12 protein-coding genes, 1 tRNA gene and 1 pseudogene are annotated in these 15,641 nt (G+C 64.5%); 7 read left to right on the top strand and 7 right to left on the bottom strand.

All coding sequences use genetic code 11. The annotated features are described in order from the left end of the window. Nucleotides 1-20: 20 nt before the first annotated feature. Entirely contained in the window at nt 21-809 is a 789-nt protein-coding gene (locus AB0K05_RS15510) for an SDR family oxidoreductase (RefSeq protein WP_271277084.1), read from the bottom strand. Nucleotides 810-1,017: 208 nt separating this feature from the next. On the opposite strand from AB0K05_RS15510, the gene AB0K05_RS15505 reads away from it, so the two are divergent. Further along, nucleotides 1,018-1,623, top strand: coding sequence for a response regulator transcription factor (locus AB0K05_RS15505; protein ID WP_148035272.1), 606 nt, complete (start codon nt 1,018-1,020; stop codon nt 1,621-1,623). Between the two features lie 375 nt (nt 1,624-1,998). On the opposite strand, the pseudogene AB0K05_RS15500 reads toward AB0K05_RS15505, so the two are convergent. Both AB0K05_RS15500 and AB0K05_RS15495 read right to left on the bottom strand, forming a co-directional pair. After that, a pseudogene (locus AB0K05_RS15500) lies at nt 1,999-2,244 on the bottom strand (histidine kinase); the annotation flags it as partial. A 1,610-nt stretch (nt 2,245-3,854) separates the two neighbouring features. Further along, entirely contained in the window at nt 3,855-4,586 is a 732-nt protein-coding gene (locus AB0K05_RS15495; protein WP_364229645.1) for an alpha/beta hydrolase, read from the bottom strand. 267 nt (nt 4,587-4,853) lie between these two features. On the opposite strand from AB0K05_RS15495, the gene AB0K05_RS15490 reads away from it, so the two are divergent. After that, on the top strand, nt 4,854-5,279 hold the full coding sequence (locus AB0K05_RS15490) for a hypothetical protein (RefSeq protein WP_219550606.1): 426 nt from the start codon (nt 4,854-4,856) through the stop codon (nt 5,277-5,279). Between the two features lie 1,297 nt (nt 5,280-6,576). Further along, nucleotides 6,577-6,714, top strand: coding sequence for a hypothetical protein (locus AB0K05_RS15485; RefSeq protein WP_222709223.1), 138 nt, complete (start codon nt 6,577-6,579; stop codon nt 6,712-6,714). On the opposite strand, the gene AB0K05_RS15480 is transcribed toward AB0K05_RS15485, so the two are convergent. From AB0K05_RS15480 to AB0K05_RS15465, 4 genes are all read right to left on the bottom strand, one after another. Then, nucleotides 6,699-7,520, bottom strand: a complete 822-nt coding sequence (locus tag AB0K05_RS15480; protein WP_148035276.1) for an alpha/beta hydrolase — start codon at nt 7,518-7,520, stop codon at nt 6,699-6,701. The two genes, AB0K05_RS15485 and AB0K05_RS15480, sit on opposite strands and share 16 nt — an antisense overlap. Before the next feature lie 372 nt (nt 7,521-7,892). Next, nucleotides 7,893-7,995 (bottom strand) — tRNA-Ser (locus tag AB0K05_RS15475). A 150-nt stretch (nt 7,996-8,145) separates the two neighbouring features. Further along, the gene (locus AB0K05_RS15470; protein ID WP_364229642.1) at nt 8,146-8,298 is read right to left on the bottom strand and encodes a hypothetical protein; all 153 of its coding nucleotides are present in this window, start codon (nt 8,296-8,298) and stop codon (nt 8,146-8,148) included. Nucleotides 8,299-8,568: 270 nt separating this feature from the next. Beyond that, the gene (locus AB0K05_RS15465; protein ID WP_364229640.1) at nt 8,569-9,000 is read right to left on the bottom strand and encodes a hypothetical protein; all 432 of its coding nucleotides are present in this window, start codon (nt 8,998-9,000) and stop codon (nt 8,569-8,571) included. Nucleotides 9,001-9,085: 85 nt separating this feature from the next. Here AB0K05_RS15465 and AB0K05_RS15460 point away from each other — a divergent pair, with 85 nt between their 5' ends. The 4 genes from AB0K05_RS15460 (at nt 9,086) to AB0K05_RS15445 (ending at nt 15,120) form a co-directional block, all read left to right on the top strand. Further along, nucleotides 9,086-9,496, top strand: coding sequence for a hypothetical protein (locus AB0K05_RS15460; protein WP_364229638.1), 411 nt, complete (start codon nt 9,086-9,088; stop codon nt 9,494-9,496). 778 nt (nt 9,497-10,274) lie between these two features. Beyond that, nucleotides 10,275-10,964 (top strand): hypothetical protein, encoded by a 690-nt coding sequence (locus AB0K05_RS15455; protein ID WP_364229636.1) that lies wholly within the window; start codon nt 10,275-10,277, stop codon nt 10,962-10,964. An 83-nt stretch (nt 10,965-11,047) separates the two neighbouring features. Next, nucleotides 11,048-12,976: a hypothetical protein gene (locus AB0K05_RS15450; RefSeq protein WP_364229634.1), complete on the top strand. Its 1,929-nt coding sequence runs from the start codon at nt 11,048-11,050 to the stop codon at nt 12,974-12,976. 71 nt (nt 12,977-13,047) lie between these two features. Further along, nucleotides 13,048-15,120, top strand: coding sequence for a hypothetical protein (locus AB0K05_RS15445; protein WP_364229632.1), 2,073 nt, complete (start codon nt 13,048-13,050; stop codon nt 15,118-15,120). Nucleotides 15,121-15,641 lie beyond the last annotated feature (521 nt).

Below are 15,641 nucleotides of genomic sequence, written 5' to 3'. Positions count from 1 at the left end.
CGAGTGCCTGGCTGGAAGGGTCAGCTGGGGAAGATGCCGCTGGTGGCGTTGACGAAGGCGCCGGTGATCGCGCCGGCCCGGTCGGAGACCAGAAAGGCGGCCGTCTCGGCGACATCCGCCAGCCGTGGAGCGCGGCCCAGCATGCTCAGCCCACTGATCACCCGGTCGATGTCCTCGGCTGACATGCCGGAGGCCCGCCGCGTGGGATTGTGCTCCAGGAATCGCGGGGCGAAGCTCTCGGGCAGGCCCGCCGTCCACAGGCCCAGCACTCGCACCCCGCGCGGGCCCACCTCGGCGGCGAGATTGCGGATGAAGGTGTCGGTGGCGGCGTCGGCCGGGCCGCTGGCCCCCATCATCGGGCTGCCGTGAGCCGAGCCGCTGTTCAGTGTCAGAATCACGCCATCGCCCTGGTCGGCCATCACCCGCGCGGCGGCCCGGGCGGTGACGAACGCCGCCGTCAGACCTGCGGTGATGGGCCGGACGAAGTCGTCGGTCGCCATGTCGATCAGCGGAATGCCCTGCACATCGCCACGCGAGACCAGGTTCACCGACACATCGACCGAACCGGCCAGCGTTCGCACCTCCTGTACGTGCTCGTTCACCGATCGCTCGTCCAGCGCGTCCAGCACGGCTACGTGAGCGCTGCCGCCCGCGGCCTCCACTTCGGCCGCCGTACGCTCAAGCGGCTTCCGGGTCCGTCCCACCAGGAACACCCGCGCGCCCTCCCGGGCGAAGGTCAGAGCGAATGCGTTGCCGATCGGCCCGCTGCCGCCGTAGATGACGATGTTCTTTTTCGCCAGCAACATCATCGATCCTTTCAGTGATTTCAGGTGTACCGATGTGAGCTTCCCCCGGCAGCAGGTAAGGAGGTAAGTGCGCTGATCACCAGCCCTTGATGAATACGTCACGGAGGCGCCTGTGAGTCAATCAAAAGGTGATGCAATTCGCCTGGCAGCGAGGCGCTAAAATCAACGTGTCAATACTGAAGTCACCCAGCCTCTTTCGTCGGGGACGGATATGATAAGAATCATCATTGCGGAAGACGTCCGAATTCTGCGTGACACCCTTGCCGCCGTCCTCGGCCTTGAGGACGATTTCGATGTCGTCGCCACCGTCGAGCGGGGGGACGACGTGGCCGGGACCGCCGCGCGCCTACGCGCCGACGTGGCCCTTCTCGACATCGAGTTGCCCGGCATCGACGGCTTGACCGCCGCCGCCCAGGTGCATGAGCTGCTGCCCTCCTGCCGGGTCCTGATGCTCACCGGCATGGCGCGGCCGGGCTATCTGCGTCGCGCCCTGACCGCGCAGGTGGCCGGCTTCCTCCTGAAGCACTCGCCGCCGGAGGATCTGGTGAAGGCCATTCGCAAAGTCGCCGCCGGTGATCGTGTGGTCGACTCTTCACTCGCGATGAGGGCGTTGGAGACGATGACCAGCCCTCTCGCCGAGCGAGAAACCGACGTGCTGCGGATGGCCGCCACCGGTGCGGAGCCTCAGGAGATCGCCGCCGCTCTGTCTCTCAGCCTGGGCACCGTCCGCAACTATCTCACCTCCGCGGTCGTCAAGCTGAGTGCCAGGAACCGCATCGACGCCATCCGCATCGCCACGGACGAGGGCTGGCTCTGACCCGTCGTCGAGCGGGATCTCCGTGGTGAGGACATGAACGTCACCGACGACGCGCCGGTCCGACGACCCGTGCAGGACGCGCACGCGAGCGGCGAAACTTTCCATGCCGAGGCCCTGGCTCCCGGCACCCGCCCCCGCACCATTGTTCGACAGCGCCAATCGGACGTGATTCCCATCGCGCTCGATACGGACTTCGCACCTGTCACCGCTGCTGTGCCGCAGGATGTTCGTGACGCCCTCGCGCAACAACGCTGCCAGCTCTGTCTGGAAATGAGCGGACATCGGCACATGGGTGTAGTGGGCACGCACGTCGAAACCGCCTGCCAGCAACAGGGACCGGGCCGACTCGAAGGCTTCCGCGAGAGACTCCTGCCGGTAACCGTGTGCAACGGTCCGGATGTCGTCCAGGGCCTCGCGTGCGGCGGCGACGCCTTCGGCCATCTCACGTTCGGCACGCTCCCTGTCCACCGTCAGCAGTCGTCCTGCCAGGCCGGCCTTGAGCACGACGACCGACAGGCTGTAGCCGAACAGATCATGGAGGTCACGAGCGAAACGCAGGCGCTCGCGAGCCACTTCCGTGCGCGCGAGCGCCTCTCTCACACCACGCAACTCGCAGGTCATCCGCGCCATCCGCGCCAGGCCGTAGACGACCAGAGCGCGCTCGCCACCCCACACCACCCGCGAGAGCTGGTCGAACACGTCGGCCTCGCCCAGGCCGCCACCCCACAAGAGATACACGGCGTTCTGCACAAGCAGGAGCCCCGTGGCCGCCCAGCGCAGCCATCCACGCAGCAATATCAGGGTGAGCCCCGGCAAGAAGGCAACGACGTGCCACGCCTGCAGACCGTAGAACGCAACGGGAACGAACGCGATGACCGCCTGGATCAGCAGCGTCCAAGGCCAGTGCGGAGGCCGCCCTCCAGTCCCGTCCATCAGACAGTGCCACAGATAGAGCGCGGTGAAGGACACCAGCAGCAGGCCGAACGCCCATCCTCCGGCGGCGGAAAGCCCCGCCTCGACCGCGAAACGCGCCGACTCCGGGACGATCATCAGGCAAACGGTGACACCGCCGAGGAAGTGCACGTACGCCGGGCTCATGTCATCGGCCGGCGGCCGGACCCGGGCATGCGAGTCGCGACGGGCGTGTGACATCGCCCTGGTCTCATCGAGCGTGGACCGAGCCGTATCCAGTGCCCGCTCCAGCTGGCCGCGGGCTTGCTCGGTGCCGGTCGAGGCCAGCATGGCCTCGCCCGCGGCGATCACCGTACGCAAGCTGTTCCCCACCCGGCCGTTGAGCTCGTCGGCGAAGGCCCGGCGCTCCCGCGTCACCTCGGCGGCAGCCAGCTCAGCACGGGCGTCGTACCTGTCGGCAACCAGATCGGCCACCCGGACGCTGCCGTACAGCGCGATGGCGACGAACGCGGTATGTCCGAAAACCAGATTCGCCACCTCGCCCGGAGAGGCATCGACCGTCCACCAGGACCATCCCTGCACCGCCAGCACGCCGGCGAACCCCGCCCAACCGAGGCGGACCGGCCTGACCAGCAGCAGGACCGCGGCCGCCAGGAAGCCGGAAGTGCCGCACCAGGAGCCGGCCTCCCAGATCAGGCCGACGCCCGTAAGCGCGGTCTGAGCAAGCAGCGACCAGCGCCAGCCTCGCGGCCGTCGCCCACGCGCCGGCAGCACGCAACTGTACAGATACAGCGCGAACATCGTTGCCTGGGCGCCGATCCCGGCCGCGAGCAGAACGCCGGGCGGCTCGTTCGCGAGAAGGCCGGCGAGACCACCGAGCGCGAATCCCACGCCGACGACGACGGCCACACAGCGCGCCAAGCGCAACGCGGATGCCGGCTCCGCGAACTCCTTGTCCCCTCGGCCGTCGGCGAGTTCTGATTGGTCCTGGCCGTCCACCGGTACGCCGTTGTACGCGAGCACGTTGCCCCTCCCACGCGTTCTGAGGACTCGGCATTTCTCATGTCCTGCTCTTGCTGACGCGTCGAGCGGCCAGGGCGCGGATCGACATCCCGCCCGCGTGCGGAGTGGCCGCGGTGATCACCCTCGGAATCACCCGCAGGTGGCCCGGCACGGTTGCGGCGGCCCTGGCGGCTTGGCAGGAGGCGGCCCTGATAGCCGTGGGCCAGGGTGCATTGCCGCTTACGTCGCCCGATTCAGCTTGGGCGTGTTGGTCCCGGGAGGCAGCGTGATGGCGCGGAAGCCCAAGAACAGGACACTCACATTCTGTCGGCCAGAATCTCAGCGAACAGGTCCGGGCGCTGCAGGGGTATGCCATGGCCGCATTCCGGCACGAAGGTCATTTGGCTGCCCGGAAGGGAGTCGTGGATGTTCCGTGCGGAGTCGTGCATGAGCTTCCGCTCGTGCTCGCCCACCATCACCAGCGCCGGGTTCTTGAAGTCGGCCCAGCCGGTGGGAAGGGTGAAACGGATGTTCTCGCCGACGCTCGCGAGAAGAGTCTCACGGCTTGTGCGAGCGCTGTCGCGAAGGTAGTCGGTCAGGAGTTCGGCCGGGATGAACAGTTGCTTCGCCTGGAGCTTCGCGAACCACCGTTGCCGTGCGAGCGGTGCGGTCGCGCCGAGGAGCCCCAGGGTCGCCTGCGGGAACGGAAGAGGCTTCGCCTGCGCGCTCACGACGACGGCACTGGTGACGAGATCAGGCCGGGTAGCGGCGAGGAGAATCGTGAGCTGCGCACCCAACGAGAACCCCGCGACCATCGCGCCGCCCGGTGCGCGCTCTTCCAGGACCCTGGCCACGGCCTGGGCGGTCATCTCGTGTGACCGATACGCTTCCTCCGCACTGCGTCCGTGACCGGGCAGATCGGGAACGATCACTCGGGCTTTCGCTCCGAGCCGCTCCAGCGTCGGTCGCCACATCCATCCCGCGACGCCGCCACCGTGCAGTAACAGAATAGGAGGAGCGTGTGCGTCACCGGCCTCACGGACATACATGCCCCCCATCCTCCCACTGCCGACCAAACCGGACGGGTGTAGCTCTTCCGCAGTGACTGATCGATCAAGCCGTGAGGGAGTATCCGTCCTGGTAGCCGCTCCGGTGGACCCGTTCGTGTTGCCGGGCGAGGTGAAAACGCCAGGAGTCGTGGAGATCACCATTGGCGATCAGAGCGCGGAGCTTCAGGCGCGACGGCTGTGGCGGCCTGCGCAGCGTGGTGATGACCTGGCCGGTATGCCCGGGCCGGCAGTGCCAGGGCGTGCCCGGTGTTCTTCCTGTCGCAGATCGGTCAGGCGGTAGCGCTTGTCCTCCCTGTGGAAAACGCGCTCAAAGTGTTCGCCCTTGTCGCTGCCAAGGGAGTCATCGTCGACACCCGGGCGATTCTTCGTGGCTCGATGTCCATAGGATGGCGTCGGCAAACCGCGAAGAGCCTTGCTCTTTATCGAGTGTCGTTCACTTCCTGGCTGGTCCTGCTTTCGGCCGTCTTGGGGATAGCGCCGTCGCGGTCAGGCGCGGTCTACGGCCTGTTCTTCGCCGTTCCGCTTATCATTTCGGTTACCGCCGGTGATGTTTCAGCTCTCGGCAAGAGAGCGATGGACCGCTGGTGGCACTGCGTTCGTTACGCACAGGCGCTCGGCGTGCTCGTCATGGTCGCAATATCGGGATGGATGGCTTCCGCATGGCTGCTTTGAACTACCGAACCGCTACCGCCATAACGCTCATGTCATGCGGAACCATAGCTGCGTTGAGCCTGACGGCCTGTTCGCAAGGAGGGGCGCGCACGGAGGCCACAGATGCCGCCACGGCACCATGTGATGACACGGTGCGCGATCGCGTGGACATTCCCGGAAGCGATGGCCAGCCAGGGGTAGGCGCAACCGACATCTGGTTCGTCGCTCCTGTGTCAGGAGGTTGGAGTTCCTCGGCCGTGCGGGTCCCGGAGGGCTATCAGATCAAGCGTCCACTATGGACGACCGGCACGAGGCTTCCCACGGTTACCGTTGAAGAAGTGGCGGGTGACAACGTGGGCTCGGCTCAGCTGATGCCTACGGCGGACGGCTTGCCGGGCCCCATACCGGCGTCGTTGCAGTTCCCTTCACCAGGTTGCTGGCGTGTGGTGGCGAAAACGGAGCGTGGAGAAGCTCGCATCTTCATCAGGGTGCAAGAGGGAGACCGGTCCTGAAGGACGTTCGATTCGGTGAACGGTTTCGTGTTCTGAGCTGCCATTCATTGAGGTAATCCCAGCAGGCGCGTTTCGGCCCTGATCTCTCACGATCGCGACCGAGCCCTCTTGGGGTCGAGTTGATCAAAGTGTCGGGTGCCGGCTTCCGGGGCGAGACTCTGCTTCCCCGGTGATGGCGGGTGTGGAAGGGTGGCTCATGGCCTGGCTCCTGGAATGGTCACAAAAACAGCACTCCGATGATCTTGGGCAGCATGTCGCTGTAACGAATGGGTGAGCGGCGCGTGGGGGACTCCCAGCGGTCCGGCAAGAGATCAGCAGCATCAACAATGCCGGTGCCATCAAGCTGGACAAGGCCAAGCGGCCCCAGGCTCTGGTGTGGACCAAGCAACGGGGGGAGACATTCGTCGCCGAGTTCGCCGAGCGCCTGGCGGCCGTGAAGGCGGAGAAGGGCGGCAAGAAGATCAGCGCCGTACGGGTCCGGGAGGCTCTCGAACTGCCGCCGTCACCCGTGATGGTCTGGACACCGGTCCAGCTCGGCGCATTCCTCGACGTCGCGGCCCAGCATCGGCTGTACTCCTTCTTCCCCCTCATTGCTTTCCGTGGCCCGCGCCGTGGCGAGGGTTGTGGCGTCCGGTGGGAGGACCTCGACACGAACGAGCGCACGCTGGTCGTGGCGAAGCGACTCGCCCAAGTCGGATGGGAGTTGGAGGAGGGCGAGGCCTGCCGCCGATCCGTTTGCACGACCTACGGCGCTGCGCAGCGACGCTCGCTCATGCGGCCGGCGCCGACACGAGATGGTGTCCACGATGCTGCGCCACGGCTCGACGATTCTGACCGAGAACACGTACACGACAGTGCTTCCGGAGCTGGCCCACGAGGCAGCCCGGCGCTCGGTGGGCCGCGTCGGAAAATCCAGCGGCTCACCCGTTCAGGCCTTCCTGTGATGTCGGCGGCAGCCCAACACCTCATCGACCGCCTGAATAATGATCTCGGGTTGCTCGAACGGAATCTGATGACTGGCCCGCTCGGCGACCATCACTTGCCCATGTGGGGACTGGCTGGCCAGAGCGCGATGGTCGGCGTTCAGATGCTCCAGATGCGCTTTGGGCATGCGCGGCCGCTTGCCTGCCGTGATCACACGGATGGGCACAGGCGGCAACCCGCTCTCCTGACGCGCCTGTGCAGCCTCGTTCATGGCATTCTGCATCCCGGCCAGGGTGTCGGCCAGTTCGCGCAGCGACCGCGCATCGGTGCCGCCGAACATCGCACGCAGACGGAGCAGCCTTGGGGCTAGGAGGAAGGAGAGGGCGCGTACGAGCGCCGAGCCCGGCGGTGTTCCGCTGGCGGTCGGATCCACGAAGACCAGCCCCGCCACATCAGTGGGATGGCGGGCGGCATAAAGCTGGGTCACGAGCCCACCGTAGGACCAGCCCACGAATACCGCCGGCAGTTCAAGGTGCAGGGCGCGAAGAAGCCTACGCAGGTCGTCGGCCATCTCGGTGACGGTACGGGCCTGCGATCCGCCGGAGCGGCCGACGCCGGCCCGATCGTAGGTCACTACAGTGACACGCTCGGCCAACGCGAGTTCCAGTTCCTCTCCCCAGGTTCCCACGCCCTGGCCTGAGCCACCGCATTCGAGAACCACTGTGGGGCCTTTCCCGCGGACCTGGGCGCATAGTGCATGATCGCCTAGGTCGATCAGTACCGGCGTCGGTACATCGTTGTTTCCGGGTTTCTCATCCCTTCCCATGACGTCAACTTAGATTGACCAGCGCGTGGGCGTCAACTGTTGTTGACGATTGAGTTCGGAGTGAGTGTTCTGGAGTCATGCGGCGGCAGGGCGGTGGTCGACGCGTTTGTTGGGTTGCGGCGTGGCGGGCGTGCGGCGATGCCCCGCGCCATCGCTTGACTGGCTGCGGCTGCACGACTTGCGACCTGCCTGCGCGTCCTACCTTCTGGCAAGCGGGGCGTCCCCTCGCACGGTCATGAAGACACTCGGCCACAGCTCGGATGATCTCCAGCACGATCAAGGGCCGGACTCCCTCCACGGGAATCCGGCCCTCTTGGCTGTAAAACTGGTTGTACGACTCCACCCGACAAGATCAAGGAGAGACGTAATAGCTGGTAGGGCGCCCGGGGCTCGAACCCGGAACCTACGGATTAAAAGTGGGTCGAAGATGGTCCACGAGCGTCCATCGCTGTCACACGTCCCTGCTCAGCGTCCTCCTCGGCTTGATCGTCTTCCGCGGACGTACATCAATGTCCAGGGCCGTTGTTAGCACCGTTGTTAGCAGGGTTCGATGAGCGAGCAGCAGCCCGTGGCAACACTCTCGTGGGCCGCCGGAACTGCCGACCTTCTACTTCAGGCTGAGCAATCACGCTGCTCGGCTGATCAAGACCATGGTCAGGTGCGTGTACGCGGTAGCGCGGATGTGTCGGCGTGTGCTGTCGGTGCTGTCGGCGTACACGACGTTGCGGGCAGCGCTCAGCAACGCCAAGATGTCGGTCCAGCGGAAGCGCAAGGTCAAGCCCTGGAGGGTGGACGAGGCGAAGACCTTCCTGGAGTCCGGGACGCATCCGCGAAGACCCGATGTACGCGGGCTACGTCCTCGGGCTACGCCTCGGCGAAGCGCTCGGGCTGCGCTGGGCAGAAGTCGATCTCGACCAGGCCGACATGACGATCGGCTGGCAGCTCCAACGGGTCGCGGGCAAGCTTCTGCACCGCCAGACCAAACGGACACCTCCGATGCCACCCTGCCCTTCCCAGACATCGCAACCACGGCCCTCCGTGCCCGTCTTCACCGGGTGAGCTTCACGGCAAATACCGGGAAGGTGTGCTCGACCTGCTCGTCCGGGCCGGCATCCTCCTCGGCGGTGACCTCCCGTAGATCAGTCCACGGCACCACAGCCGGCAGTGCGTCCGCGGCCATCAGTGCGACCACAGGTACGGGACTGTCCACAAGCCGAAACCTGCCCCTGAACGGCAGATCGTCCGGCTCGACAGAGGCCGCCGAACACCGTAGCTGGCCGGCCTGCTCGTCGTACCAGGCATAGAACGTCACGGGCCCGGCGAGATCGGCGAACCGCGCACCGAGCCGCTCGCCGACCGTGACGAAAGCCTGCTCCACGGGCTCCGCGTCGAAGCCCTCCGGGGCGAAGCCGAACGCCATCAGATTGCCCCGAGCCTCCACGTTCACATTTCCCCGGTCGAGAATCAGTTCCTCGTCCACGAAGGACAGCACAAGCCGCGCGAGACTTTCCGACACTCACCATCTCCGATCACCGACATGATCCCCGCACAAGAGCGACTCTCCCATGCTCCGGACCACCGGAGCTATCCACCAGATCACGATCCGGGTCTTCAGCTTCATGGTCATGGACCTTGATGGAGCCAACGGGCAACCAGAAGGCGCCGAGGACCTCTGGGATCTCGCGAACCGGGCGAGCATGACCGACTGGTTCCTCACCACCGCGAACGTCGCCATCATCACCAGCCAGGCGGACTCCTGGCACACCGTCGAGGTGACGCTCGAACTCTGGGTCGGCCGGCCACCCGCCGACGACGCTCAATGGGCCCGAACCGAGACGGCACAGTTCTACTCCGGCTCGGGCAAGCTCCGAGTCGTGGGAACCGAAGGCCACTCCTCCGGCAACGTCATGGACTTGCGCGGTCAAGCACGCCACTGGTCCGTAAGCGCCAGCGTCCGCCCCGGCCCCGGTGCCTGATACCACGAAGAACGTCCACCTGAAGGGCTGGAGACGTACCGACTGCAGTTCTGGCCCGCAAAACTCTGACCTTCTGTTTACAAGTGGAAGATCCACCGTACCGCTAAGACGGCTTTGGCCTGTCCTAACACGGTCGGACCTCCAGCGGGCGCGGCTCATTGGGAACACATTGGGAATGATCAAGGGCCGTGAGGGTCTCTCACCAGATCCAAGTATCAGCGATGAGATACTGGCCGGGCCACTCCTCGTCTGGTTCCAGGTCCCGTCCGGCTTCACCTCCCCCGGTGCAGTGAGCAAGCCCCTAAGCGGTGCAGCAGTCGACCATTCGGGCCATGACGAACAGGGCCAGCCCTATCTCACCAGTTGGCCGCAGAGGCGTCACCCTCCATGGAAGCTTGAGCCCTCGGCCTTGCGTGCATCAACTGGCTCTCCAGCCTCTTGAAGCTGTAGCACTCCCTCGCCGCCCACCACGATGCCGTGCTGCTTCCGGGCAGACAGGTCTAGTTGAGTGTCGGAAACCGTCATTTAGGACAAATATGCCAGCCAGTATCGAGATGACGCCAAAAGGTAAGATCGCCAGACCTTGTGGACTTCGACACCCCCGCCCGCCAGGTGCTAAGCCGAACGACGGGTGTTTTGAAGATGAGGAGGAGCACCACGTCGCCATCTACGGCGACCGCTGATCGATTCGTCCATCCTTGACCAACTCCCAAGACCAATATTGAGAACGCTCGGTTGTGATCTAGACACGGGTCATGCAATCGGGTTGGGTTGTGATGTGGCTGAATGGACCGTTCGAAAGGCGAGCCTCTGGCAAGACGCGGTTCGGCTGCTGCTGTTGCTCGATGCGGCGGCGGAGCCCATCGGCGAGGACAGTGAAGTCCCGACCGGGGCCGTCGGTGTTGTATATACCCAGGTACGGTTGCAAAAGCTCGACTTCTGGGTACGCAATCCGGACTACCTGGCCAACGAGTTACTGAACGATTACGAGGCTGATCCGGAATCGCCTGGGCTCGTCGACGAGGCGGAACGAATCCTCACGTCGGAGGAGCCAGATCTTCGCCGGTTCCCGATGCTCCGGCACCGTTTCGGCGCCTTTGAGCAGTTGGACAATGCGCTGTCGGTTCTCGTTGAGAAGGGCCTGGCCCGCAAACGGCATCGCCTTGGGGATACGCGGGTCATTCAGCACGATTACTACCTGCTGGACCAAGGGCGCGTGATAGCAGCCAGCCTAATAACGGAGGCTCCGGCGCTCGTGTGGTATGTCGAACGCACCCGCACTGTGGTGAATCTCGTCAACGGCGTCGGTGGCACCCGAATCAAGGAGCGCCAGTACTTGCAGCGGGACTACGCCGACACCCCAATTGGGTCCCACATTCCCCCGATCACGCAGCAAGTTCGTGCACGTCTGACCACGCTGCGGCAGGCCAGCGCAGCCGAGGCGGGATTCACGGAGGTGGTCCAGTGACCAGCGTTGCAGACCCTGAGATTCAGCCCTGGACGCCCCCTAGTCCCGGAGAGGTGTTGAAGCGGGCGGCCGCGAAGTGCTCCATGAGCGTCACCATGGTAGAGACGGTGCTGGGCGAGGTCGGGATCACCTTGCCCAGCCCGGTGCCGCCACCCCGCACGATCGAGGTGAGACGGCTCCAAGTCGTCGGCACCAAGAACGACGGAACGAACTTCTCCATCGACCAAACGCTCGAACCAGGCGTGTGGGCGATCATGCATCCGAAAAACCTGGTCGGTAAGACCAGCATGCTGGAGTTCCTCGTCTGGGCCTTGCGAGGTCGACCACGAGAGCTGGGAGCCGATGTCAAGTCATGGGTCCGTCACATCGCAGTTGACGCGGTGGTCAGCGGCCAGGAAGTGCGAGTGGTACTGGATCAAGACACATCGCAGGAACCTGGTCAGCTCGAGTGCCACATCCTGCCGGCTGGCCCCGCCGACGAAGTCACGACGGAGGAAGATAGGAATCTACGCCAGCTCGCACAGGCTGACGGTGAAGTTCAGGTAGCAGGGCTTATAGGGACCTTCATGATGGAAGCCCTTGGCTTGGGCTACACGTCTATCTGGAACCCAACGGGAGGGCTGGACGGCGAGGGGGCCGCGCAGAATCATGGCTGGCCCGCCTACTTCGGTGCTTGCTACCTCAACCGTGGCGGGGACAAGCTGCTGCTCGGCGACGTCAAAGAGGTGCCTTCGCTACCCGCCAAGCTGCTTGACCTGTTCATCGGCATCCCCTACGCCTCGGTACTAACGCACCTGTCCACCGCGCAGAGACGCTTCGTGAAGGAGGCCAGCCAGGCTGCTCACCGCACGGAACAGGACCGAGCGGCCCGCCGCCATGAGCGCGAGCAGTGGCAGCGAGAGTTGGACGAAGTGCGACAGCAGTTAGATGACGCGCACCGGACCGCGGACCCTGGGGCCGCAGATGCCATAGCGGCCGTCGACGCCGCACTCGATGAGCTGCGAGCGGCAAGGCAAGCATTCGCCGACAGCGAGGATATGTACCGCAGTACCGAGCAGGCGTGTCTGATGGCTGAACAGCAGGTGATGGACGCCAAAGAGACTTGGCAGGCCCGGAGGGTGTTGGGCTTGCTGTCCCCGACATGCTGCCCACGCTGCGAAGAACCGTTCGAGCGGGCGCGCCACGTTACCGAGCGGCAGAACGCCTCCTGCGCCGTCTGTACGCGCCCGATGCCGCCAGTGAACGCAGCGTTCGCCGAGGCCCGCATCGCAGAACTGGAGCAGGAACTCGCCGGACAGCAGGAAGCCCGACAGCAGGTCAGCAACAACCTGGCTACGCTGGCGCGGGCCCTGCGGGAGGCTCACCAGCGCCATGAAGAGGCACGTGCCAGGCTTGAAGAAATCCAGATGGCACCGACCTACCTAGCGCTCAGAGACCTTGAGATCCGCGCCGCCCGGCTAGAAGGGCAACTGCAGGCCACGGGAACGGCCGACGGTACCTCCTCCACCGGGACGTCAGGCACGACCGAGCAGGTCGTGGCTGCTGTCTTAAACGTGCTGAAGGCTGTGGCCAAGGAAGCGGCCGATCACTTGTTCCCCGCCCTCAACCGCCAGATTGTCACGCTCGCGCGCGACTTTGGCGTACCGAACCTCGACTCTGTCGACCTCAAGCGCAACGGTCACCTCAACGCCAAGAAGGGCGGAAAAAGCACTTCGTTCGACAGGTTCCAGCCGGGAGAGCGTCTCCGCGTCCGCATCGCCATGGTGATCGCGATGCTACGCGTCAGTACTCAACGAGGAGTGCCAGCCCATCCTGGGCTGGTGCTAATCGACGCGATCGGGAGCGAGGAGGTCACCACTCCAGACGCGACAAGGTTGATCGCCGAGCTTGAGAAGCTGAGCCGGGAGCTACCAGGGCTTCAGATCATCCTGACGACTGCCAAGCCTGAGTATGTTACAGACGCTTTGCCGCGAGAAAGGATTATTACTAGTGACCAAAATTACATGTTCTAGTGAGCAGGACGTGATTAGCTGACGCGAACGTTCAAGAGTCTGTAGCTCGCAGCGTCGATTGAGAGGACACGATGAGCACCGTCGAGCACTCCCTGGGTGCCTGGGCAGCCAGTGCAACCACCGAGCAGCTCGACAGCGGCCCCAGTCTCGATGACTTGGGGGGTGCCGAGGCTGTCACCGCTGAAGCTCGTGCCCTCGCGGTAGGCCCGCACTTGCCCACGCTGCTGCGGGCGCTTGTCCATCCGGCATCCGGCAGTGCCAACGAAATCAGGACCGCCCTGGTACCGGCCATAGCAAAGGGACTGCAGCAGCCCTTCCGCGCCTGGGTACTTGCTGAGGCCATTGAAGTGCTGTGCTCGCATCCGATGCTGCTGGAGGCCTATGGAAGTGCGGCTGCTAAGGCCTTGCTCGGACATGCGGAGGCGGCTCTTGCAGGGGAGCAAGACCCTGCGTTTGCACAGCACGCTGTCGCCGGCCTGCTGCAGCTATCCCTCGGCGGATTCACCAACCACCGCCGCCTCCTGCTTCTGCTCACCGAGATCAGCGGGGGCGAGCCTGCCGCCGCACTTGAGCGCCTGCCTCTACTTATCGGCATAGCCCACGACCACTACGAGGATGCAGGGCTGCTTGAGGTACTACGGACACTCGAAGGGTCGGACACGCTGTCGTCAGCTACCCGCAACGACGCCCGATACGAGCTGGCGCTGGCGACTCTCCGCGCGGGTTTAGGAGCGAGTGACCGTCAGGAGGTGATGCGGCTGTTGCGCGCTGCGGCCCTACGACTGCAAATTGTCGAGACCGCTGAAGAGGCGCGTCTAGACGCGCGAGCCTACCGGCTCGCCCTGGATGCGGTCTTCGCCTTCATTGACCTTGAAGGCCAGCCAACCGCCGCCGTCAGAAGTCGTCTAGTGGCCAGCGCTCAAAATCTCGATCAGACTGTGACGCGGCGGTACGCATGGTCCGCACGGATGCACAAGCCGCAGTGGCTGGAGGCACGCGGACAGAGTGAGGCGGCCTGGTCCCAACTTGTTGCCACCTTGCGCCAGGCCAGCGCCCGACTGCTCGAACCGAGCTGGCTTGATGCCTGCAAGGTGCTGACCGACGTGCTGCAGGTGTACCAGGCTAGCCGTTCGGTCTACACAGTCGCAGGCACCACCAACGGCGGCCTGGAGCAGCTCGTGTCACCTCCGGTGGAAGCGGCGTTCGTCCGCGAGCTAGGCCTACTCAACCACTTGGAGCAGGCACTCGAAAACGATCCGGAGCTGATCGAGCATCCCGACGTCTGGCAACTCCACGCGAAGGTGGCAGCACGGCGGCAGGCTCTGGAGACTGGATCCCCTGCGGAGCCGCCGGGAAAATCCGCAGCAGAGCAGTCGCCATGGGCCACGCTGCTCAATAATTCAGATCCTGTCCTTCAGCGTAAGGTCTTAGGCGTGCTTCGCGAACACGAGCGGGGCTACGCACTCACTGGCAACATCCTGCTTGACCGCCAGCTTGAGCAATTGCACGGGGAGGTAATCCGGAGCCCTGCATGGATGGAACCCGAACGCAGCTACTTCGCTACCCTCTTAATGCATTTCCTGCGCTTCTTGCATATCCGCTTCGACGCGCAAGCAGATCTGCTTGGTGACGTCACAGCTTATCTGGGACCGCCAAAACCAGGCGAGAAGTATTGGTTGGAAGAACACGTTCAAAACGACTGCCTCCAGTACCTCGGGGGGATGCTGGAGCCCCCCGGCAGCGTTCAGCGGGAGGTCATTGACATCGCGTCTGGGCGTACGGACATCACTTATACCCCTGAATCCGGAATGCGTCTTGTCGTGGAAGTAAAACGTCATACGAGCAAGTGGACACGGGCAGGAATAGAAGAGAAGTACATTCCCCAGACCGCCAATTACACTGCGACGGGCCCTCCCTTTTGCATCCTGCTCGTTGGGGATCACAGCAATCACGCTAAGGGTTACACCAGCCTCGAAGACAGCGTCTGGAACACCTGGCGCGCGCGTAGCATCACGGAGACGCCACGCTTCGTTGTCGTCGGTGTCCTACCGATCGGCCGCCCCACCCCTTCGGACATGACGAAACTGTCTCGGCGATCACGTTCGCGGCAGGTCGCGCAGCCAAATACCGACGACTACGCCTGACCGTTACCCGCTCGGGCTGGATTCATGTGAGGCGTGCCGCGCCAGAGGCTGGCAAGGAGTGGACCGACTCTGGTGAGCACCGCGAAGTACGACGGCTCAAGCACCGGCCCGAGGGAGAAACCCGCATGGTGCCCTGCGTTCCCGAGCTGGCCGCGGTCCTCCGCGAACACGTCGAGGCTTTCGGTGCCGGACCCGACGGCCGCATCTTCCACGGCATTGAGGGCGGGGTGCTCTCCGTGAGCACGATCCGGCGGGCATGGACCCGCGCCCGCAAGAGAGAACCCCTGACCTTCTGTTTACAAGGGACTTCGAGACTGTCCAGCGGTGGCTACCGCTGCCGCGGACGCCTGCTCGGCGGCTCCCAAAGCTTGATCGACTTCCAAGGACGTGCACCCGCGTACACGGACGTTGTTAGCATCCGCGTTAGCAAGATCAGGCACGGACCCGGACCAGCGGAGACGCGCTTCGGGAGTGGTAGGAACCAAGCGAGTGAAGGAAGCTTGCTGTCAGCAGGAGCTGTG

The sequence above is a fragment of the Nonomuraea sp. NPDC049486 genome, assembly GCF_040676925.1.
GTDB classification, from domain to species: domain Bacteria; phylum Actinomycetota; class Actinomycetes; order Streptosporangiales; family Streptosporangiaceae; genus Nonomuraea; species Nonomuraea ferruginea.
This window is presented reverse-complemented; position numbering and strand designations above follow the sequence as displayed.